Below are 19,722 nucleotides of genomic sequence, written 5' to 3'. Positions count from 1 at the left end.
CCGCGTGGTTGCCGCGCACGTCTGGGGCGCCTCGACAAGGCCGACTATACGCCGGTTTTTCACCTGTCCCAAACATGAACCGCACGTAGCCATGGGTTCATGCAACCGGGTGTAGACTCCGCTCGTTCCCCTCTCGCAGCAGAGAGAACAATATGGAGTGAGACAGATGTACAAGGCTCTCAAGAACAGCATCACCGCTCTGGCGCTGGGCGCGACGGTGATCGGCGGCCTCGCCGCGACGCCGGCTCTTGCCGACCCGGGTCATAACAATGGCCGCGGCCGTGGGCATGACAAGCACTGGAAGCATGATCGCCATGACGACCGCCGCAGCGATTATCGCCGTGGCCGCGATCACCGCCCGGACCGTGTGGTCGTGGTGCGCGAGCGTCCGCGCGTGGTCTATGCCTATGACTATAACCGGCCGGACCCGCGCTATCGGGGCTATTATGCCGATCGCTATTATCGTGGCGGCTATGATCCGATCCGCGTGAACCGCCAGACCCGCATCTATCGCGGCTATGACGACCGCTATTATTGCCGCCGTTCGGACGGCACGACCGGCCTCATCATCGGTGCGGCGCTGGGCGGGCTGATCGGCAACGAGCTGGACCGTGGCCGCTCGTCCATCCTGGGCGCGGTGCTGGGTGCGGCCGGTGGCGGCCTGATCGGTCGCGAGCTGGATCGCGGCGAGGTGGTCTGCCGCTAAGCCGGCCGACATTCAGCGCTGACGTGCCTGCAAATGGCGGCTTTGGGAGCTTCCGGTGCTCACGTACATAAGTACGCTGCGCTCCGGGTCACCCAAAGCCACCACGTTGGCCTCCGGCCGTCTCCGACTCCGGCACGTCATCATCTGAATGTCGATCCGCCTTGCACGATGCGTCGCACGCTGGCGGGACTCCAAGCTACAAACAAAAATAGCGGCGCGGCGCCCTTTCGGAGGGCACCGCGCCGCTTCAATTCAAAGCGGGTGTGCAGCGGCCCACGCCAACCAAGAAGACGATCGGGCCGCGACACCCGGACTGAATGCCCGCCGCGCCGATCCGTTCCCGCAAAATGCGACGAAGTGTTTCTATTTGATCGCGTCTTCGCCGGCCTGACCGACCGATTCGATGTCGCGGCCCAGCCCCTTGACCGTGGCGCAGCCCGAGAGAATGAGCGCGGCGCCCAGCAGCGCGGCGACGAAAAACTTACCGGTCATTGGCGATCCCTTGTGCATTGGCCTTTTGTGCATTGTCGCACGGATTTTCCACAATATCGGCGCGCATGCAATCGGGGCGAAAGCGGCCGGGCGTGGAACCGCAATGCTTCGCGCGCGTATAGCCTGCAATCGTCCCGATCTCGCCCAAGGAGGACATCATGGACAGCGTCACCATCGACGACCGGAAGAAGGAGCTGCGCACGCTGCTCGACCTCATCCAGACCAGCCCCTCGCGGGACTGGACCGATGAGCGCGCGCGCGTCGTCGTCCTGCAGCGGATGATCGCCGCGGACGAAGCGCACAAGACGCACGCCTGAATGAGGAAGGCCGCTCAGGCGGGCGCCCCGGCGTGGGATCGGCCGCTCAGGCGGCCGAGCGATTGAGCTGACGCTTTTCGGCTTCCGCGATCACGGCGCGCTGAAGCGGCGTGAGGTTGTCGCCTTGCAGCCGGTTGATGATGGCGATGAGCTCGACATCGAGCATGTTCGCGGCCATCGCCGCGCATTCTTCGTATAACTGAGATCGGTGAGGCATGATTGACCGCCTTTCGGCGCAGGGCGGGCCAGCAGCAAGGTCACGGGTTGCGACAATGTTTTATAGCAGGATCGCGGCAATGACTCGCCCTGTGGCTTCGATAGCACGATCCGACCGGGACACCCCAGACAATTCGGGTTTCGTGCGGTGAGCGGAGCCTGCGAAGGGTTGCGCTCCGCGACTCGCGGGAGGATAAGCGCGTCATCAGGGGCTGATGACGGCGCGCCGCGCCAGGGAAAGACGTTGGGAGAATGATGATGGCCTTGCGCAAGACCACGGCTTCAGGCCGGGCGGCGCGCGCCCTGCCGCTGCTGGTGCCGGCGCTTCTGCTGGCGGGCTGCGGGACGAAGACGCCGCCGCCGATCGCCAATATTCCGGCGCCGCTGCCGGAGAACATCCCGCATATCGAGCCGCCGCCACCGCCGCCGCCGGTGATGATCGGCCAGCACAAGGGCGAGGATCTCTGGCATTTGCGCTCGGGGCTGAACGTCGCCGTGCTGCTCTGCCAGGGCGCGGACAATGCCGCGATGGTCGCGAGCTACAATCGCGTGCTCACCACGCACAAGCCGCTACTGGCCGAAGCCGCGCAGATCGAGGTCAATCTCTACAAGGCGAAGGGCGGCAAGAAGTGGCAGGACGCCTATGACGACCATATGACCAAGGTCTACAATGCCTATTCGGGCACGCTGACCCGTGAGGCTTATTGCAGCCGCTCGAAGGCGATCCTGACCGAGGCGGAGACGGCGCCGACAATCGCGTTCAACGACCGGGCGACGGTGATGCTCTGGGAGCTCAACAAGGCGGCCGGCCTTCCCGATCCCGACGGCAAGCTGGCGCGGGCCGCGATGGCAGCGTCCACTATGCCCGTCACGGCGACCGGCACCGCGGCGATCCAGCCTACCGCTTACGGACCGGCAAATACGGGAACGCGCTGAGCCTGCAAAAACCCTCCCCTGCAAGGGGAGGATTTTCTCTGAACCCGAGTTCGCGGGGCTAACCGCCTAGTGACGCGAAGGCTCGCCCGTGTCGGATACGGAGCCATCCTCGTCGTCCATATTGTCCTCGCCGTCGAAAGCGCCCATGTCGATCCGGCCGCTACGGTCCATGTCTTTGATATGATCGACCAGGTCCTGCGTATCGTCTGGAATGAGCTGCGTCGGATCAGGTCGCCCGCCGCGCTCCGTCTCGACGTCCGCGCGATAGGGATTGCGCAGCGCATCGGCGGCGACGTCCTGGGCCTGACTGCCCTCGTCATTCTGCTCGGCATTGTCCTCCCGCGTGTTCGGATCCGGGTCGGGATCGTCCACATCGGGCCGCTGGCGTGGGTTGTCCGTCATCATTGCCTCCTCAATCATTGATCGCGTCTTCGCCGGCCTGTCCGACCGACTGGATATCGCGGCCGGCACCCTTCACCGTGGCGCAGGCGGACAGCATGAGCGAAGCGCCGAGAAACAGCGCGATCAGGGCTTTGCTAGTCATCGTCCGGTTTCCTTGTCCGTTGTGGCTTCCGTTTGTGGCTCACGATCAGAACGCTCGCGCCGCGCTTCGGTTGCCGCGCCGGTGCGCTCAGAGACCGGCCTGCCAGTCCCGCACGGTGTCGATCGGCCAGGCCAGCATTAACACATTGAGCGTCAGATTGTCGCGGATCAGCGCCAGGGTCATTAGCTCCATCGCGAGCGCGAGGCCGAGCGTCCAACGCCAGGGAAGCCGCGCCGCGATGAGGAAGCCGAGCGCCATCATCGCGACATCGGACAGGCTGTTGAGGATGGAATCGCCAGTATAGCCGATGGCGATCGTTGCGGCCCGGTAGCGGTCGATGATGATCGGCGAGTTTTCGAGGATCTCCCAGCCGCATTCGATCACGACCGCGATCGCCAGCCGCCAGAGCAAAGGCACGTTGCGCGCGGCGAGCCAGAGCAGGCCGAAGAAGATCATGCCGTGAATGATGTGGCTGAAGCTGTACCAGTCGGAGAGTTGCTGGCTGTTGTCCGCCGTGTTGACGCCGCCCGCCCAGAGCCGGACCCGCCCGCAGGTGCAGAAGAAGACGCGGCCGAGGCCGTGCAGGATCGCGGCCGTCGCGGCGAGGATCAGCGCGATGACGGCGATCACCGTGATGCGCTGCCTGTTGCTCGTCCGTGCGCCTCTCATGCCCCCGCTCCCTCGCCTGCCGTTCCCCATGCCCTTGCTAGCCCGATTGACGCGCGCCGCAAGTCACGGCAGGAGCAGTCATGGCCGAAACGACCACGATCCCCCTCGAAGATGCGCTCGAACAGCCCGCCGCGTTCAAGCGCCGGGGCCTGCTCTTCGTGCTCTCCTCGCCTTCGGGCGCCGGCAAGTCGACCATTTCGCGCAAGCTGCTCGCCGCCGAGGACGGGCTGACCATGTCGGTCTCCGCGACGACGCGCCCGCGCCGTCCGGGCGAGGTTGACGGGATCGACTATCATTTCGTCGATCTGCCGACCTTCCGTCAGATGGTTGCCGACAACCAGTTCCTCGAATGGGCGCATGTGTTCGACAATCGCTACGGCACGCCGCGCGCGCCGGTCGAGGACATGCTGAATGCCGGGCATGACGTGCTCTTCGACATCGACTGGCAGGGCGCGCAGCAGCTGCATCAGATTGCCGGCGGCGATGTCGTGCGCGTGTTCATCCTGCCGCCCTCGATGATCGAGCTGGAAGCGCGCCTGCGCGGCCGCCGCACCGACAGCGACGACGTCATCGACCGCCGCATGTCCCGCGCCCACAGCGAAATCGCGCACTGGGACGGCTATGATTACGTGCTTGTTAACGACGATGCTGACGCCTGCTTCGCAAAAGTCCAGACCATCTTGCGCGCCGAGCGGCTGAAGCGCAGCCGGCAGACCGGGCTGATTGGTTTTATCCGGAAGCTGGATACCGGCGAGGTTTAGGGCCTCTCGCCCCTCCTCTTTAGAGGAGGGGAGAAAGATCAGGGCCAGTAGGTCTTGCTCGCGATTGCCGCGCCCTCGGCCAGTGCGGCGAGCTTGGCCCAGACCACCTCGCGATCGACCACGTCCGATCCGACATGGACCGAGAAGCCGCAATCGACGCCGGCCATGACATTGTCACGCCCGACGCGGTTGGCATAATGGCCGATGCGCTGCGCAACCAGTTCGGGATGCTCGATATAAGGCGACTGGCACTCGATCACGCCGGGGATCAGCACCTTCCCCTCCGGCAGCGGGAGCGTCTCGAACAGCACATATTCATGCGCGTGGCGGGGATTGGCCGCCTCGAACTGGATGGCATGCGGCCGCGCGCGCCAGACCAGATCGATGATGTCCTTGATCGGCACGTCATGATTGTGCGGGCCGGGATAATTGCCCCAGCATAAATGCATGCGCAGTTGCTGTTCCGGTATGTTCGCCGTCGCGCGGTTGAGCGCCTCGATGTTGAGCATCAGCCGGTCGCGGAACTGGCTCAGCGTCAGTTCGCGAAACTGGGTGTGCCGCCCCATGGCAAGGTCCGGGCAATCGATCTGCAGGACGATGCCCGCCGCCGCGATCGCCTCATATTCGTGACGCAGACCCTCGGCGAGCGCGAAGACATAATCCTCCTCGCGCGCATAATAGTCATTGCGGAAAAAGAGCGCCGTCACGCCCGGCGAGGCCGCGCTCATGAACGCCTGCCGCCCCGGATGCGCCGCCAGCGCCGCGTTGAGCGTCACCGCGTCGCGCGTGACAGCGTCCATGTCCTTGACCGAAATCGGCCCGGTGCAGGCCGGGGCGCGGCGATGCTTGCGGCCCTCATCCGCCGCCATGCGGGTCTTGGCGCCGGGATAGTCCTCCAGATCCTGGAAGACATAGCTCGTGCTTTCGCCGCCGAAACCGTTGAGCCGGTCCTTGATATAGGTCGCATAGCTCGGTTTCGACTGCTCGCCATCATTGACGATATCGATCCCGGCCGCGGCCTGTCGCGCGACGACATCGGCCACAGCCTGATCGATCCGTTCGTCGATCGCGGCCTGATCGACCGCTTCCCCGTCCTCCTGCGCGAACATGAGCGCCTTGAGGGCGTCGGTGCGGGGCAGACTTCCGACATGGGTGGTGAGGAAGCGACCCGCTGTCATGAAAGCTCTTGCCTGACGATTTTCGCACCCGCGACCATCGCCTCCATCTTGGCATAGGCGATGTCGCGCGGCAGATATTTGAAGCCGCAATCGGGCGCGATGACCAGCTTGTCTGCCGGCACATAAGGCAAAGCGCGGCGGATGCGCGCGGCGACCGTCTCGGGCGTCTCGATCTCGCGGACGGACAAGTCCAGCACGCCGAGGATCACCGTCTTGCCGGGCAGCTTGGCGAGGACCGAACAATCCAACTCCGACTGGGCCGTCTCGACCGAAATCTCATCCAGCGCCGTGTCGGCCAGCTCGGGGAGGAAGTTATATCCTTCCGGGCGTTCGTGGATCAGCGCGGCATAGCCGAAGCAGATATGCAGCGCGGTGCGTCCGCCGACGCCGTCCAGCGCGGTCTTCAGCGCGGCGAGGCCATATTCGCGCGCCTTGGCCGGGCGCGCCTGCATATAAGGCTCGTCGATCTGGACGATGTCGGCGCCCGCCGCGAACAGATCCTTGATCTCGGCATTGACGGCGACGGCATAGTCGTGCGCCATCTCTGCCTCGTCGGCGTAGAAGTCGTTCTGTGCCTGCTGGCTCATCGTGAACGGGCCGGGCACGGTGATCTTGATCATCCGATCCGTATTGGCGCGCAGAAACTCGACGTCGCGGGTCTCGACCGCATGCTTGCGGCGGATCTTGCCCGCCACGCGCGGCACCGGATTGGGCTCGCCCGAGCGATCCAGCGCGACGCCGGGATTGTCGAGATCGACGCCTTCCAGCGCCGTCGCGAACCGGTTGGAGTAGCTCTCGCGGCGCATCTCGCCGTCGGTGATGATGTCGAGGCCGGCCCGCTCCTGATCGCGGATCGCCAGCACCGTCGCGTCATCGAAGGCCTGTTCGCGGAATTCGGGATCGACACGCCACAGTTCCGTCGCGCGGACGCGGGGCGGAAAGCGTCCGGCAAGCTTCACCTTGTCGATCAGCCAATCGGGCTGGGAATAGGACCCCACGAGCGTTGTCGGAAGCAGCACCACGTCACTCTCCTCTCACTATCAGCATGTCGATGCGGGTGGAGGAAAGCCGCCAGCTCGCCGGGTGTCGGGCGTCGGATCGCGCCCGATTTCCCCTGCAAATGTCAGCCTGATCTCCCCAGCAGCCTACCGTCTGGCGTTCTGCCATGACAAATAGCGTTCGACAAGAACGAAACGGCGTATCGCGTTTCGCTCAGTGGTTGGCTTCGGCCCGGAAGGGGTTGTTGTTGTGATGCTGCCCGCCCAGCCAGCGCTTGAGCTCGGCATGCGCATCCGCGCGCCGCCGCGCATCCAGTGCCGGATCGAGCGCCTTGGGATCGTCGCAGGTGAACTCGACGGTCATGCCGTTCGGGTCCTTCACATAGACCGAGCGGCAATAGCCATGCTCCAGCGTGTAGGTCTCCGGGGGCTGAATGCCGGCGGCCTCGATGCGGCGCTCGAGCTCGGCCTGGTCCTCGGCATCGACATGCACGGCGATGTGGTGAAAGGGGCTATCCGGCATGGACGGTCCGAACAGGGCCTGATCCTCGTCATCGGCGAACTGGAAGAAGGCGAGCGCGCTGCCGTCTTTCATCTCGAAGAAGCAGTGACAATAAGTGCGCTCCTTGCCGAACAGCTCGTCCTTCTCGCAATAGGTTGCAGCGAGCTGGAAGCCGAGCAGGTCCTCGTAGAAGGCGCGCGTCTTTTCGAGATCCTTGGTCACATAGGCAGTATGGTGCAGGCGGTTGGCCAGGATTTTCGCCATCTTCTCTCTCCTCACGAATCAGGCGGGCATCTTATAACCCTTAGCCTGCTAGCTTAGCCGCAATTTCCGCGACATGGCGACCCTGAAAGCGCGCGCCGGCCAGTTCATTGTTGCTGGGCTGGCGGCTGCCGTCCGAATTAGCCAATGTCGAGGCGCCATAAGGCGTGCCGCCGCTGATTTCCGACATCTCGCTGTTGCCCGCGAAGGTATAGGGCAGGCCCACAATGACCATGCCGTGATGCAGCAGCGTCAGGTGAAACGAGGTGATCGTCGTCTCCTGCCCGCCATGCTGGGTCGCGGTCGAGGTGAATACGCTGCCGACCTTCCCCACCAGTGCGTTCTGCGCCCACAGCGGCCCGGTCTGGTCGAGGAAGTTGCGCATCTGCGCGGTCATGTTGCCGAAGCGTGTCGGCGTGCCGAAGATGATCGCATCATAGTCTGGCAGCTCCTCCACCGTGGCAATCGGTGCATCCTGATCGCGCTTGAAGCCGGATTTCTCGGCAATCTCGTCCGGCACAAGCTCGGGCACGCGCTTGGTTTCGACTTGCGTCCCCTCGATGCTCGCCGCGCCTTCCGCGACGGCCTTCGCCATCGCCTCCGTGTGACCATAACTCGAATAATAGAGCACCAGAATCTTGGTCATCATGCCTCTCCTGTCGGAAGGGAATCAAACGGATGAGGCGGTGATTCGTATCCGCGCGGCACGCCGAAGCGGGGCGAATGGCAGTCGTCTAAACCTTCGCCATCTGCGCGCGATAAAAGTCGCCATAGGGGCGCACCGCCTTCCAGATGAGGAAAAGTGCGATCGGCCCGGCCACGGCGGCGGTGGTCACCATGGCATAGCGAAGATCGGCCTCGGACCGGAAGAGATAGTCCGTCATCAACGCGACGACGGTCGGTCCCAGGCCCTGCCCCAGCACGCTCAACGTGAACATGTAGAGCGCGTTCACCTGCCCGCGCAGTTCGTTGGGCGTCACGACCTGCATCGCTGCGAGCTGGCAGGGCGAAGCGGCGATGGTCAGCGTGAGATTGGACAGGCTGCAAGCCAGCGCCAGCTCGAACGTGGGCATAAGCGGACCGGCAATGCTGAGCGGAATGCTGATGAACGCAGCCCACAGCACGACCCGCATATTGGCGTCGTAGCGCTTGCGCTTCATCATGCTCTCGGCAAGCCAGGCCCCAAGCATCAGGCCGATCGGCGTCAGGATGAGGCTGGCCAAGCCCTGGATCGGCGCGAAATCCGCCGGTCCCCATCCATAAGTGCGCTCATAGAAGACCGGGCGCCACGAGCCCACCCCGACGTCTTCTATATTCGAGACTGCGGCCGCGAGCAGGATCGGGATCAGCACCGCGCCGGACCTGCTTTTGAACAGAAAGGCGAAGCACTCGCTGAGCGGTACCGATCCCTGTATCCGCCGGCCGTGCCGGGCGGGTTCCTTGACCGTCAGCGCGAAGACGAAGGCGAAGAGGATGCCGGGCGCGCCGAAGATGATGAAGATCATGTGCCAGCCGCGCAGTTCGCCGAGCACCGGCGCCTGGATCGACCCGAGTGTGGCGAAGAGGCCGATCAGCAGGCCGCCGACGATCAGCGCCAGCGCCTCGCCGACGCGAATGCTGAAACTGTAGAAGGCGAAACCACGCGCCAGCTTTCGGGGAGGAAACAGGTCCGAGATGATCGAGACCGCGCATGGCCCCTTGACCGACTCTCCCGCGCCGACCAGCGACCGCGCGGCGAAAAGCTGCCAGAAATTGCCCGTGACCGCGCACAGCGTCGTGCCGAGACTCCACACGCCGAGCGCGGCGGGCAGAATGAGCTTGCGCCGGCCGACATCCGACAGGCGCGCGATCGGCAGGCCGCAAAGAAAATAGGCGCCAGAAAAGGCAACGCCCATCAGCAGGCTCATCTGCGTATCGCTGAACTGCAGGTCCGCCTTGATCTGGCTTACCAGCAGATAGAAGATCGCGCGATCCATCTGGCCGAAGATCATGACCAGCCCGATCATGCACATGGTGAACCAGGCGACGCGCGGTGGCGCCCAGTCCGGCTCGGCAGCGACGGTGGAGACCGGTGGGTGCGGCAGGCTGTCATCGATCGCGGTCGAAGCGGGCGTGGTCATGCAGCTGCGCCCGCCTCACGCATCGACCATCGCCTCGAACTGGGCGGGATCGAACCGGTCCCTGAAGCGCGGATCGAGTACGACGGGCGGCGGCGGATAGGCCATGACGGTCGTGCGGCGCATGTCGCGGCGATGATTGAGGTCATCATAGTCTCCGCCCCGGTGCATCGTGGAGAAATTGTCCCAGATGACGAGATCGCCGGGCTTCCAGTAGTGGTTGAAGGTGAATTGCGGCTGGGTCGCGAACGCCAGCAATTCCCGGAGCAGCGCGCGCCCCTCTTCCTTCTCCATGCCGGTGATGCGCAGCGCGTGACTGGCGATGTAGAGGCTCTTGCGACCCGAACCGGGATGGATGTGGACGAGCTTGTGGCGGGCAATCATGCCTGCCTCGACTTCTTCCTCGGTGATCGGGAAGCCGGCGAGCATGCGCGAGTAATTATAGCTATGCTCAGCTTCCAGATGCTCAATCCGGTCCTTCATGGACTGGGGCAGCGCGTCATAGGCGCCGCGCATGTCGGCAAAGCCGGTCTCGCCGCCCTCCGCCGGCACTTCATGCGCGAGCAGCAGCGAGTAGGTCGTGCGCTCTTTCGTGAAGCTCGAATCCGTGTGCCACAGCCGGTCGCCCTTGCGCCGCTTGCGGGCCATCTCGTCCATGCTGATCGAGCCGTCCGGACTCAGATTGCCCGCCTCGAACAGGTGCGGATAGGCGAAGCGCGAGGGGCGAGTCGCCTGCCCGCCGATCGTCCAGAGATTGCCGAACATGCGGCTGAACCAGATGTGGGTCTGATCGGTGAGGCCGGTGTGCGGATAGACGCAGACGCCATATTCCGCGATCGCCGAGACGATATCGGCTTCCTGATCCGGCGTCAGCGGCCGGGTGAGGTCGATGCCGGTGATCTCCGCGCCGAAGCCGGGCGTGATCTTCCTGATCTGCAGCGAGGACATGTCCTTCTCCTGTGAATCATATTTTGCCCGCAATATTTCACGGTTATGGCCGGACCGATAGTGCATGCCGATGAAAGGCAGCGACTTATTGGGGAGGACCGATGCTTCTGGAAACGATCGCGACGGGCGAAACTCCGCTGGACATGGCCGATCTCGCCGGAAAGACGGCGGTCATCATCGGGGCGGCGTCAGGCATCGGCCTTGCGCTCGGGCGCCGGCTGAAGGCGGAGGGCGTGCAGCTCGTCCTTGCCGATCTCGATGCCGACGCGCTCGATCGGGCGGTCGCGGAACTGGGCGGCCTTGCCGTCGTGACCGACAGCCGCGATCCTGCCAGCGTGCAGGCTCTGGCCGATCAAGCCGTCGCGCGATTCGGGCAGGTCCATCTGCTCTGCTCCAATGCCGGCGTCGCGCGAATGGCCGGAATCGAGCGGCTGAGCATCCAGGACTGGCGCTGGCTGTTCGACGTCAATCTGTTCGGCGCGGTGAATGTCGTTCACGCCTTCCTGCCCGTGCTCAAGGCCAATCCGGACGGCGCGCATATCCTGTTCACCGCCTCGCTCTCCAGCTTCTATGCGACCCGCGCGCAGGCCGCCTATGCCGCAACCAAATATGCGCTGGCCGCCTTTGGCGAAACGCTGGCGCTGGAGCTTCAGGCCGAGCGGGCAAAGGTCGGCGTCACGCTGCTATGCCCCGGGCCGGTGCGGACCAATATCGGCACGGGCTATGCGAAACGGGAAGAGCAATATCGCGTGCCGACCGCCGCCGATGCCGGGGCGGACGTCCACGAGCAGGCTTTCCGCGACGAGACATTCGAGGTCGACTGGAGCACGGCGGACTATGTCGCCGATGCGGCGCTCGCCGGCATGCGACGCGGCGAGCTGTGGGTGGTGACCCATCCCGACCTTCTGTCCTCGACCCTCTCGCGCCACCGTGCGATCGAGGCGGCGGCCGAGCGGGAGCCGGGTCGGCAGGATTTGAAGACGGCCTAGCGGCTCGCCAGCGGCAGCGCCTGATCCGTCCGCTCCGGCGCGGGCGCAACGGGCCGCGGCGCCACGGCCTCGCCGATCAGCAGCAACGTGGGGTCGTCCTGTCCGATCGTCCGCACGAGGAAGGACAGCGCGTCCAGCCGACCGCGCAGCAGGCGTTCGCCGGGCAGCGAGACATTGACCGCGACCATCACCGGCGTCGCGGGATCGCATCCGCCGGCAACGAGACGCCGCGCGATCTCGGGCGCAGCGGCGCGGCCCATGTAGATAGCGAGCGTGCCTTGGTTGCGAGCCAGCGTTTCCCAGTCATGCTGAAGGGGCTCGTCACCGCGCGCATGAGCGGTCAGGAACGTGAGCTGACGCGCCGCGCCGCGCAGGGTGAGCGAGGCAAGGCCGCTCGCGGCCGCCGCACTCGCTGCCGTGATGCCGGGGCAGATGCGGACCGGCACGCCATGCTCGGCGCATGCCGCCAGTTCCTCGGCCGCGCGACCGAAGACGGATGGGTCGCCGCCCTTGAGGCGCAGCACCTTGCGGCCGGCCAGCGCCGCCGCGACGATCAACTCGTCGATCGTGCCCTGATCCTTGCTGTGGCGGCCCGAGCGCTTGCCGACGCTGACCATCCTCGCCTGCGGGGCGAGCGCGAGGATCTCGTGGCCGACCAGCGCGTCGTAAAAGACGATGTCCGCTTCCGCGAGCAAGCGCGCGGCCTTGCGCGTCAGCAGATCGGGATCGCCGGGGCCGGCGCCCACCAGCCACACGGTGCCGGGAAGAAAATCGTCAGCCATGCACGGCCTCCTTTGTCTGTGCTGCGAGCAGCTGGGCCAGCGCGGGGCGACAGGAGCCGCAATTGGTGCCCGCGCCCAGAGCCGCGCCGATCGCCGCGACATCGGTGAGTTGCTGGTCGCGGATGGCAGCCACGATGGTGCGCACGCCGACGTCGAAGCAGACACAGACGATGGCGCCTCGATCCGCCTGCGCGCCGGGCGCGCGGCCGGCGAGGACTTGGGGCCCCTGCGGCTGGCTCAGCTGCGCGATAAGCCAGTCGCGCGAGGGCAGCTCGCCCGTTCGGGTCAGGAACAGCGCCGCTACCAGCTTGCCGTCGCGCAGCACCGCGACGCGCCGCGTGCCACGGGCGGGATCGCACGCTTCCATGCGTTCGCCCCTCGGCAGAGCGGCATCGAGCGCAGCCACATCGCCCAACCCGGCTAGCTCGAACAAGGCACCGCCCGGCACGGCGACACGGGTCGCCCACAGGCACTTCGGCGCGGCAGCACCCTCGCCGTGGACGATGAGAAAGCCGGTCCAGTCGACCGCCACCGACTCGATCTTCGCCGGGGTCATCTTGAAACCTGGCTGCCCGCTATGCGGATCGACCAGCGGGCGAGGCAGCAAGCCAGTGCGTCCTCCGGTCGATTGCTGGTCCGTCCAGTGAATGGGCGTGAACAGATCACCACGCCGCTGTCCGGGATGATGCGCGACACGGAACAGGCTTTCACCCTGCGGTGTCGATACGCGGGCAATCGCGCGATCGGCGAGGCCAAGCGCGGCGGCATCGTCCGGGTGGATCTCGACGAGCGGCTCCTCGCGATGCCGGGCCAGCTTCGGGCTGAGGCCGGTGCGCGTCATCGTGTGCCACTGGTCGCGATAGCGGCCGGTGTTGAGCACCATCGGCCAGTCCTTGAGGCTCGCCTCGGCCTGGCGCTGCACGACGGGGATCATCCGCGCCTTGCCGTCCGGCGTCGAATAACGCCCGTCCGCGAAGGGCGTGCCACCCCACTGGAAAGGCTCCATCGCCTCATAATCGGCATTGCCGATCACGGCCTTGTCGCGCAGGTTCAGGATGCGCAGGCCGTCATTGCGATAGGCGGTGAGGCGCGCATATTCGCGCCAGACATCCGCCGGGCGATCATAGCCGAAGGCGGTGCGCCAGCCCATGCGACGGCCGACTTCCTTGATGATCCACCAGTCCGGCTTCGCTTCGCCGGCGAGCGGCAGAACCTGCCGCTGGCGGCTGATCCAGCGCTCGCTATTGGTGACCGTGCCGTCCTTCTCGCCCCAGCCTGCCGCCGGCAGGCGAACGTGTGCGTGACGGCTGGTGTCCGTCTCGGCGATGCAATCCGACACCACGACGAAGGGACATTTGGCGAGGGCAGCGCGCACGCGGGCAGCGTCGGGCAGCGAGACGGCGGGATTGGTCGCCATGACCCAGAGCGCCTTGACGCGGCCTTCCTCGATTTCGCGGAACAGATCGACCGCCTTGAGGCCCGGCTTGGTGGCCATGCGCTCAGCCGCCCAGAAGCGCCCGACATCGGCGACATCCTCCTCACCAAAGCCGCGATGCACGGCGAGCGTCGAGGCCAGCCCGCCAACCTCGCGCCCACCCATCGCATTGGGCTGGCCGGTGATCGAGAAAGGCGCCGCGCCCGGCTTGCCGATACGGCCTGTCGCAAGATGGACGTTGACGATCGCATTCACCTGATCGGTCCCGCGGATCGACTGGTTGATGCCCTGACTGAACATCGTGACCGTGCGCGGCGTCGCGGCAAACAGATCGTAGAAGCGCTGGAGATCGGCGGGCGCGAGATCGCAGGTGCGCGCGATGCTCCACAGGTCGTGATCGACATCGAGTGCATCCCAGAAGCCCTCGGGCACGGCGACATGCCGGGCGAGATACTCTTGATCGACAAGCCCCTCGCGCCGCACATGCGCGAGGAGGCCATTCATCAACGCCACGTCCGTGCCGGGACGCAGCGGCAGATGGAGATCGGCCTCTTCGCAAGTCTCGGTGCGGCGCGGATCGATGATGACGAGCTTGGTGCCACGCGCGGCGCGGGCGGCCATGATGCGCTGGTAGACGATCGGGTGGCACCAGGCCGTGTTCGAACCGACCAGCACGATGAGATCGGCAGCGTCGAGATCGTTATAGCTCGCCGGCACGACGTCCTCGCCGAACGCGCGCTGATGGCCGGCGACGGCGCTCGACATGCAGAGCCGCGAATTGGTGTCGATGTTCGCCGAGCCGATGAATCCCTTCATCAGCTTGTTGGCGACATAATAATCCTCGGTAAGCAGCTGGCCGGAGACATAGAAGGCGACACTGTCCGGGCCGTGCCTCGCGATCGTGTCACGGAAGGTCTTCGCGACCAGATCGAGCGCGCGGTCCCAGCTCGCCTTGCGGTTGCCGATCATGGGGTGGAGCAGGCGGCCTTCCAGCCCGACCGTTTCGCCAAGATGCGTGCCCTTGGAGCACAAGCGGCCAGCATTGGCCGGGTGATCGGGATCGCCCTCCACCTTCATGGCGCGCTCGCCGAGCGGCGTCGCGCGGATGCCGCAGCCGACGCCGCAATAGGCACAGGTGGTGCGGATCGCCTCGCTCATGAACTTGTCCGCCCGAACAGGTGATGGGGGTGGGCAAAGGCTGGGCACGGACAGAACCCACCCCCTCGATCGGAGGGACGAGCCCCCGATCGACCTCCCGCAGGGGGGAGGAAATCATGCATCACGCAGCCGCCTGCACGGTGCTGGCGCGACAGATGAGGACGCGACCGCCGTCGATCTTGACGGGGATGGTCGGCGTGCAGCCCTTGTCCTCGCCCTGCGCCTCGCCGGTCGCCAGCGCGATGTTCCAGTTGTGCAAAGGGCAGGCGACGCTGTGACCGTGGACGATGCCCTGGCTCAGCGGGCCGCCCTTGTGCGGGCAGCGATTGACCAGCGCGAACACCTTGTCGTCGCCGGTGCGGAACACCGCGATTTCCTCGCCGCCCTCGACCGGGATCGTGCGGCTGCCGCGCACCGGAATTTCGCCCAGCCAACCGATATCGAGCCACTCGCCGATCATGCTACTGCCTCCAGATTGATGGGTCGCACCTGCGCCATATGCGCATGCTGTTCGCGGTCCGCGCCGGCAGCACGCTCGGCCCAGGGATCGTCCTGGCTGAAGCTCTGCGAGAAGAGAAAGCGCGAGCGCAGCGCCTCGCGGCCGACGCCGTCCTCGACGATGCGCTGCCGCACATAATCGACGCCGACCCGTTCGACCCAGGGCGCGGTGCGTTCCAGATAGCGGGCTTCCTCGCGGTAGAGCTGGATATAGGCCGCGCAGTAATCCATCGCCTCCTGCTCGGTGCTCACCCGGCAGAGCAGGTCCGTGGCGCGGACGTGGATGCCGCCATTGCCGGCGACATGGAGCTCATAGCCAGAGTCCACGCAGACGACGCCGAAGTCCTTGATCGTGGCTTCGGCGCAATTGCGCGGACAGCCCGAGACGGCGATCTTGAACTTGTGGGGCATCCACGAGCCCCAGGTCATCCGCTCCAGCTTGACGCCGAGGCCCGTCGAATCCTGCGTACCGAAGCGGCACCATTCGGAGCCGACGCAGGTCTTCACCGTACGCAGCGACTTGCCATAAGCATGGCCCGAGACCATGCCGGCGGCGTTGAGATCGGCCCAGACGGCAGGCAAATCCTCCTTCCTGATGCCGAAAATGTCGAGCCGCTGGCCACCGGTCACCTTGACCATCGGCGCGTTATACTTCTCGACCACATCGGCGATCGCGCGCAGCTCGCGCGGATTGGTGAGCCCGCCCCACATGCGCGGAACGACGGAATAGGTGCCGTCCTTCTGGATGTTCGCGTGCATGCGCTCGTTGACGAAGCGGCTCTGCTGGTCGTCGACATACTCGCCCGGCAAAGCGCAGAGCAGATAATAATTGAGCGCGGGGCGGCAGGAGGAGCAGCCGTCCGGCGTCGACCAGTGCATCTTCTGCATGACCTCCGGCATCGACTTCATGCCCTGCGCGACGATCTCGCGGCGCACGTCGTCATGCGTGTAGCTCGTGCATTTGCACATCGTCTTCGGCCCGCTCTGGACGTCGTCGCCGAGCGTCAGCGCCAGAAGAGTCTCGACGAGGCCGGTGCAGGAGCCGCAGCTCGCCGAGGCCTTGCAGGTCGAGCGCACGGCATCGAGGCTGTGTGCGCCCTTGGCAATGCAGGAAACGACCTGGCCCTTGCTGACGCCGTTGCAGCCGCAAATCTCGGCATCGTCCGAGAGCGCCGCAACGGCCGCCTTAGGGTCCGCCTGCCCACCCCCAGAGGCGAAGGCCTGGCCGAAGATGAGAAAATCGCGCATCTCGCCGACATTCTCGCCCTTCTTGAGGAGATCGAAATACCAGTTGCCGTCAGCCGTGTCGCCATAGAGCACCGCGCCGACGATCTTTTCGTCCTGCAGGATCAGGCGCTTGTAGACGCCACGGCTGGCATCGCGCAGGACGATGTCCTCGCAGCCCCCCCCGGTGCCGGAGAAATCGCCCGCGGAGAACACGTCGAGCCCGGCCACCTTGAGCTTGGTCGAGGTGACGGACCCGCGATAGGGATTGGCCTTGCCGACCAGACCGTCCGCCAGGCTGCGGCACATGTCCCAGAGCGGGGCGACGAGGCCATAGACATTGCCGTCATGCTCGACGCACTCACCGACCGCGAGGATCGACGGGTCGCTCGTCACCATATGATCGTCGACCTTGATGCCGCGACCGATATCCAGCCCCGCCTCGCGCGCCAGCGCCACCGACGGACGAATGCCGACCGCCATGACGACGAGGCTCGCCGGAATGTCGCGCCCGTCCTTCAGCCGCACGCCCTCGACCTTGCCGTCGCCATAGATCTCGGCGGTGTCGGCACCGGTCAGCACGGTCTGGCCGCGCCCTTCCAGCGCGGTCTTGAGCAGCCAGCCGGCTGCCTCGTCGAGCTGGCGCTCCATGAGCGTCGGCATGATGTGCAGGACGGTCACTTTCATGCCGCGCAGGCTGAGCCCGTGGGCGGCCTCCAGCCCAAGCAGGCCGCCGCCGATCACGACGGCGTCGCCGCCCGCATCCGCCGCCGCCAGCATCGTGTCGACATCCTTCATGTCGCGGAAGCTGATGACGCCGGGCAGATCCTTGCCCGGCACGGGGATGATGAACGGATCGGACCCGGTCGCGATCAGCAGGCGGTCATAGCCGAGGGTGCGACCCGAGCGGCTGGTAACGGTCTTCGCGGCGCGATCGATGGCGGTGACGGCGTCGCTCGTGACGAGCGAGATGCCATTGTCGGCATACCAGTCATGGCCATTGATCACGATATCGTCGAACGTCTTCTCCCCGGCCAGGACCGGCGAGAGCATGATGCGATTATAATTCACATGCGGTTCGGCGCCGAAGATGGTGACGCGATAGCGGCCCGGATCGCGCGCCAGCAGTTCCTCGACCGCGCGGCAACCGGCCATGCCGTTGCCGATGACGACCAGATGCTCGCGCTGATCGGCACCGTTGCGGGCGCCCTCTTCAGCGGCGGCGGGATCCTTGTCGTCCGCCCGTTGATTCTGAAAATCCATGCCCGTGCTCCAAAACGAAAAAGGCCGCCATCCGGACCTCGGTTCGCAGGAACCGAAGCCTGGATGGCGGCCTTGCCATCACGTAACGCCCGAACGACCCAACATCGGATCGATCGCAACTATATCAGTGGAGGACTGCCCAGCCCTTCGCATTGCAACATACTCGAAACGGTCGAGTCGCTCAAGTGATTTATAACGAAAATCCTCCCTCCTTTCAGAGAGAGGATTTCCCTGGCACCCCTCCAGAAACACTGACCGAAGGCACCTTTTCGGTACTCTTCGGCCAATATTCTCATGACTGAGCCTGGTCCTCAGATGCGCGCGCCGGTACTCCAGCGCGAACGCCAGCCGGCCTTGACCATCGCGAGCCCGGCAAGGGCAAGCAACGCAAGCGCAGCAAAAATCAGGAAGCCCGATGCAAAGCTGCCGGTCAGTTGCTTGGCGAAGCCAAGCGACGAGGCAAGATAGAAGCCGCCGACACCGCCGGCCATGCCGACGAGGCCTGTCATGATGCCGATCTCTGCCTGAAAACGCTGCGGAACGAGCTGGAAGACCGCACCATTGCCGGTGCCGAGCGCCAGCATGGCGACGACGAACAGCGCCAGCGCACTGCCCAGCGTCGGCGCGACGCTGACGCCGCCGAGGGAAACCGCCGCAACCACGAACACCATCATCAGCGTCTTCACGCCGCCGATCCGGTCGGCCAGCGCGCCACCCATCGGGCGGACCAGCGAACCGGCGAACACGCAGGCCGCCGTGCAATAGCCCGCCATGATGGTCGAGAGGCCGAACTGGTCGTTGAAATAGATGGTGAGCGAGGATGCAAGACCCGAAAAGCCGCCGAACGTCACCGCGTAGAAGCCCATCAGCCACCAGGCATCCGCCGTTTTCAGCGGATGGAAATATTCGGTGAACTTCTTGGGGGCAGGCTGGTTCGGCGCGTCCTTCGCCATGATCATGTAGACCACCAGCACGATGACGAGCGGAATGCAGGCGAGACCCAGAACGGCGTTCCAGCCGAACAGCTTGGCCAGGGTCGGCGCGAACAGCGAGGCGAGAACCGTGCCCGAATTGCCCATACCGGCGAGGCCCATGGCCTTGCCCTGATGCTCGGCCGGATACCAGCGGCTGGCGAGCGGCAGCGCGATCGCGAAACTCGCACCCGCGAAGCCGAGAATGACGCCGAGCGCCAGCGTGCCGCCGAAGCTGTTGACGCCCATCATCCATGCCGCAAACAGGCCGACGATCACGATAACCTGGCTGATCGCGCCGGACAGCTTGGGTCCGATGCGATCGACCAGCAGGCCGTTGCCGACGCGCAGCAGCGCGCCCATCAGGGTCGGCGTCGCGACCATCAATCCCTTTTGCGCGGCATTGAGGTCGAGCGTCTTGGCGATGTCCGGTGCGAGCGGGCCAAGCAGAACCCAGACCATGAACGCGAGATCGAAATACAGGAAAGCCGCAATGAGCGTCGGCGTATGGCCGGCGCGCCAGAAGCTGTTCTTGTCGGATGCGGCGCTTACGGCGCTCGGAGCATCCTCGTAGAAGGTTGCCATGTCACGTCCCCCTTGGATGGACGGTGAAAACAAAAAAAGCCGCTCGACCGACATGCGCACGCGATGTGCGAAATCCGGTCAGCGGCTTTGCTGCGATGTTGTGGAGGACGCCCTGCCCCTGCCCTGGGGTTAGCAATCCGATGGACGCGCCTCGTCGCGCGTTCACGGCCTT

General features: G+C 65.3%; 22 protein-coding genes. 5 read left to right on the top strand and 17 right to left on the bottom strand.

What is annotated here, in order from left to right; translation table 11 throughout:
- Positions 1 to 166 precede the first annotated feature (166 nt).
- Entirely contained in the window at positions 167 to 706 is a 540-nt protein-coding gene (locus tag KM135_RS00345; RefSeq protein ID WP_221711916.1) for a glycine zipper 2TM domain-containing protein, read from the top strand.
- Between the two features lie 363 nt (positions 707 to 1,069).
- On the opposite strand, the gene KM135_RS00340 is transcribed toward KM135_RS00345, so the two are convergent.
- On the bottom strand, positions 1,070 to 1,198 hold the full coding sequence (locus KM135_RS00340; protein ID WP_221711915.1) for an entericidin A/B family lipoprotein: 129 nt from the start codon (positions 1,196 to 1,198) through the stop codon (positions 1,070 to 1,072).
- Positions 1,188 to 1,358 (bottom strand): hypothetical protein, encoded by a 171-nt coding sequence (locus KM135_RS00335; protein ID WP_221711914.1) that lies wholly within the window; start codon positions 1,356 to 1,358, stop codon positions 1,188 to 1,190. The genes KM135_RS00340 and KM135_RS00335 overlap by 11 nt, the downstream gene beginning before the upstream one ends.
- Between KM135_RS00335 and KM135_RS00330 the strand changes: the two genes are divergently transcribed.
- Entirely contained in the window at positions 1,357 to 1,515 is a 159-nt protein-coding gene (locus tag KM135_RS00330; RefSeq protein ID WP_221711913.1) for a hypothetical protein, read from the top strand. The two genes, KM135_RS00335 and KM135_RS00330, sit on opposite strands and share 2 nt — an antisense overlap.
- A 46-nt stretch (positions 1,516 to 1,561) precedes the next feature.
- Here KM135_RS00330 and KM135_RS19965 read toward each other — a convergent pair whose 3' ends face one another.
- A complete protein-coding gene (locus KM135_RS19965; protein WP_281422103.1) occupies positions 1,562 to 1,693 on the bottom strand; it encodes a hypothetical protein in 132 nt (43 codons plus the stop codon).
- Between the two features lie 290 nt (positions 1,694 to 1,983).
- Between KM135_RS19965 and KM135_RS00325 the strand changes: the two genes are divergently transcribed.
- A complete protein-coding gene (locus KM135_RS00325) occupies positions 1,984 to 2,667 on the top strand; it encodes a hypothetical protein (protein ID WP_221711912.1) in 684 nt (227 codons plus the stop codon).
- Positions 2,668 to 2,733: 66 nt separating this feature from the next.
- Here KM135_RS00325 and KM135_RS00320 read toward each other — a convergent pair whose 3' ends face one another.
- The 3 genes from KM135_RS00320 to KM135_RS00310 form a co-directional block, all read right to left on the bottom strand.
- Positions 2,734 to 3,072: a hypothetical protein gene (locus tag KM135_RS00320; protein WP_246605637.1), complete on the bottom strand. Its 339-nt coding sequence runs from the start codon at positions 3,070 to 3,072 to the stop codon at positions 2,734 to 2,736.
- A 7-nt stretch (positions 3,073 to 3,079) separates the two neighbouring features.
- On the bottom strand, positions 3,080 to 3,211 hold the full coding sequence (locus tag KM135_RS00315) for an entericidin A/B family lipoprotein (RefSeq protein ID WP_221711911.1): 132 nt from the start codon (positions 3,209 to 3,211) through the stop codon (positions 3,080 to 3,082).
- Positions 3,212 to 3,298: 87 nt separating this feature from the next.
- Entirely contained in the window at positions 3,299 to 3,880 is a 582-nt protein-coding gene (locus KM135_RS00310; protein WP_221711910.1) for a DUF2585 domain-containing protein, read from the bottom strand.
- Between the two features lie 80 nt (positions 3,881 to 3,960).
- Here KM135_RS00310 and gmk point away from each other — a divergent pair, with 80 nt between their 5' ends.
- A complete protein-coding gene (gene gmk, locus KM135_RS00305) occupies positions 3,961 to 4,641 on the top strand; it encodes a guanylate kinase (RefSeq protein ID WP_221711909.1) in 681 nt (226 codons plus the stop codon).
- A 38-nt stretch (positions 4,642 to 4,679) separates the two neighbouring features.
- Here the strand turns inward: gmk and KM135_RS00300 are convergent, their stop codons facing one another.
- The 6 genes from KM135_RS00300 to KM135_RS00275 all read right to left on the bottom strand — a co-directional run bounded on the left by KM135_RS00300 (position 4,680) and on the right by KM135_RS00275 (position 10,645).
- Positions 4,680 to 5,819, bottom strand: coding sequence for a cobalamin-independent methionine synthase II family protein (locus KM135_RS00300; RefSeq protein WP_221711908.1), 1,140 nt, complete (start codon positions 5,817 to 5,819; stop codon positions 4,680 to 4,682).
- Positions 5,816 to 6,841: a 5-methyltetrahydropteroyltriglutamate--homocysteine methyltransferase gene (locus KM135_RS00295; protein WP_343228114.1), complete on the bottom strand. Its 1,026-nt coding sequence runs from the start codon at positions 6,839 to 6,841 to the stop codon at positions 5,816 to 5,818. Before KM135_RS00295 ends, KM135_RS00300 begins: the two co-directional genes overlap by 4 nt.
- Before the next feature lie 190 nt (positions 6,842 to 7,031).
- Entirely contained in the window at positions 7,032 to 7,583 is a 552-nt protein-coding gene (locus KM135_RS00290; RefSeq protein ID WP_221711907.1) for a VOC family protein, read from the bottom strand.
- A gap of 40 nt (positions 7,584 to 7,623) precedes the next feature.
- Entirely contained in the window at positions 7,624 to 8,226 is a 603-nt protein-coding gene (wrbA, locus tag KM135_RS00285) for an NAD(P)H:quinone oxidoreductase (RefSeq protein WP_221712490.1), read from the bottom strand.
- An 88-nt stretch (positions 8,227 to 8,314) separates the two neighbouring features.
- A complete protein-coding gene (locus tag KM135_RS00280; protein WP_221711906.1) occupies positions 8,315 to 9,700 on the bottom strand; it encodes an MFS transporter in 1,386 nt (461 codons plus the stop codon).
- Between the two features lie 15 nt (positions 9,701 to 9,715).
- Entirely contained in the window at positions 9,716 to 10,645 is a 930-nt protein-coding gene (locus tag KM135_RS00275) for a TauD/TfdA dioxygenase family protein (protein WP_221711905.1), read from the bottom strand.
- Between the two features lie 101 nt (positions 10,646 to 10,746).
- On the opposite strand from KM135_RS00275, the gene KM135_RS00270 reads away from it, so the two are divergent.
- Complete coding sequence (locus KM135_RS00270; RefSeq protein WP_221711904.1) at positions 10,747 to 11,634, top strand: SDR family NAD(P)-dependent oxidoreductase; 888 nt, start codon at positions 10,747 to 10,749, stop codon at positions 11,632 to 11,634.
- Here the strand turns inward: KM135_RS00270 and cobA are convergent.
- From cobA to KM135_RS00245, 5 genes are all read right to left on the bottom strand, one after another.
- Positions 11,631 to 12,416 (bottom strand): uroporphyrinogen-III C-methyltransferase, encoded by a 786-nt coding sequence (gene cobA, locus KM135_RS00265; protein WP_221711903.1) that lies wholly within the window; start codon positions 12,414 to 12,416, stop codon positions 11,631 to 11,633. The genes KM135_RS00270 and cobA overlap by 4 nt on opposite strands.
- Positions 12,409 to 15,009 carry a nitrate reductase gene (locus KM135_RS00260; RefSeq protein WP_221711902.1) on the bottom strand — a complete coding sequence of 867 codons (2,601 nt, stop codon included), beginning with the start codon at positions 15,007 to 15,009 and terminating at the stop codon, positions 12,409 to 12,411. Before KM135_RS00260 ends, cobA begins: the two co-directional genes overlap by 8 nt.
- 121 nt (positions 15,010 to 15,130) lie before the next feature.
- Positions 15,131 to 15,469 carry a nitrite reductase small subunit NirD gene (nirD, locus tag KM135_RS00255; protein ID WP_221711901.1) on the bottom strand — a complete coding sequence of 113 codons (339 nt, stop codon included), beginning with the start codon at positions 15,467 to 15,469 and terminating at the stop codon, positions 15,131 to 15,133.
- Positions 15,466 to 17,994: a nitrite reductase large subunit NirB gene (nirB, locus tag KM135_RS00250; RefSeq protein ID WP_221711900.1), complete on the bottom strand. Its 2,529-nt coding sequence runs from the start codon at positions 17,992 to 17,994 to the stop codon at positions 15,466 to 15,468. The genes nirD and nirB overlap by 4 nt, the downstream gene beginning before the upstream one ends.
- A gap of 311 nt (positions 17,995 to 18,305) precedes the next feature.
- Entirely contained in the window at positions 18,306 to 19,550 is a 1,245-nt protein-coding gene (locus tag KM135_RS00245) for a nitrate/nitrite transporter (protein ID WP_221711899.1), read from the bottom strand.
- Positions 19,551 to 19,722 lie beyond the last annotated feature (172 nt).

The organism is Sphingobium xanthum, from assembly GCF_019737615.1.
Classification (GTDB): Bacteria; Pseudomonadota; Alphaproteobacteria; order Sphingomonadales; family Sphingomonadaceae; genus Sphingobium; species Sphingobium xanthum.
The sequence above is the reverse complement of the archived record's forward strand: the minus strand, read 5'-3'. Positions and strand labels throughout refer to the sequence as shown.

Coding starts and splice junctions, on each gene's coding strand:
- cobA (WP_221711903.1), bottom strand. CDS start 12,416: ATGGCTGACGATTTTCTTCCCGGCACCGTGTGGCTGGTGGGCGCCGGC.
- KM135_RS00275 (WP_221711905.1), bottom strand. CDS start 10,645: ATGTCCTCGCTGCAGATCAGGAAGATCACGCCCGGCTTCGGCGCGGAG.
- KM135_RS00315 (WP_221711911.1), bottom strand. CDS start 3,211: ATGACTAGCAAAGCCCTGATCGCGCTGTTTCTCGGCGCTTCGCTCATG.
- wrbA (WP_221712490.1), bottom strand. CDS start 8,226: ATGACCAAGATTCTGGTGCTCTATTATTCGAGTTATGGTCACACGGAG.
- nirB (WP_221711900.1), bottom strand. CDS start 17,994: ATGGATTTTCAGAATCAACGGGCGGACGACAAGGATCCCGCCGCCGCT.
- KM135_RS00270 (WP_221711904.1), top strand. CDS start 10,747: ATGCTTCTGGAAACGATCGCGACGGGCGAAACTCCGCTGGACATGGCC.
- KM135_RS00310 (WP_221711910.1), bottom strand. CDS start 3,880: ATGAGAGGCGCACGGACGAGCAACAGGCAGCGCATCACGGTGATCGCC.
- nirD (WP_221711901.1), bottom strand. CDS start 15,469: ATGATCGGCGAGTGGCTCGATATCGGTTGGCTGGGCGAAATTCCGGTG.
- KM135_RS00300 (WP_221711908.1), bottom strand. CDS start 5,819: ATGACAGCGGGTCGCTTCCTCACCACCCATGTCGGAAGTCTGCCCCGC.
- KM135_RS00280 (WP_221711906.1), bottom strand. CDS start 9,700: ATGACCACGCCCGCTTCGACCGCGATCGATGACAGCCTGCCGCACCCA.
- KM135_RS00340 (WP_221711915.1), bottom strand. CDS start 1,198: ATGACCGGTAAGTTTTTCGTCGCCGCGCTGCTGGGCGCCGCGCTCATT.
- KM135_RS00290 (WP_221711907.1), bottom strand. CDS start 7,583: ATGGCGAAAATCCTGGCCAACCGCCTGCACCATACTGCCTATGTGACC.
- KM135_RS00345 (WP_221711916.1), top strand. CDS start 167: ATGTACAAGGCTCTCAAGAACAGCATCACCGCTCTGGCGCTGGGCGCG.
- KM135_RS00245 (WP_221711899.1), bottom strand. CDS start 19,550: ATGGCAACCTTCTACGAGGATGCTCCGAGCGCCGTAAGCGCCGCATCC.
- KM135_RS00325 (WP_221711912.1), top strand. CDS start 1,984: ATGATGATGGCCTTGCGCAAGACCACGGCTTCAGGCCGGGCGGCGCGC.
- KM135_RS00335 (WP_221711914.1), bottom strand. CDS start 1,358: ATGATGTCCTCCTTGGGCGAGATCGGGACGATTGCAGGCTATACGCGC.
- KM135_RS00260 (WP_221711902.1), bottom strand. CDS start 15,009: ATGAGCGAGGCGATCCGCACCACCTGTGCCTATTGCGGCGTCGGCTGC.
- gmk (WP_221711909.1), top strand. CDS start 3,961: ATGGCCGAAACGACCACGATCCCCCTCGAAGATGCGCTCGAACAGCCC.
- KM135_RS00330 (WP_221711913.1), top strand. CDS start 1,357: ATGGACAGCGTCACCATCGACGACCGGAAGAAGGAGCTGCGCACGCTG.
- KM135_RS19965 (WP_281422103.1), bottom strand. CDS start 1,693: ATGGCCGCGAACATGCTCGATGTCGAGCTCATCGCCATCATCAACCGG.
- KM135_RS00320 (WP_246605637.1), bottom strand. CDS start 3,072: ATGATGACGGACAACCCACGCCAGCGGCCCGATGTGGACGATCCCGAC.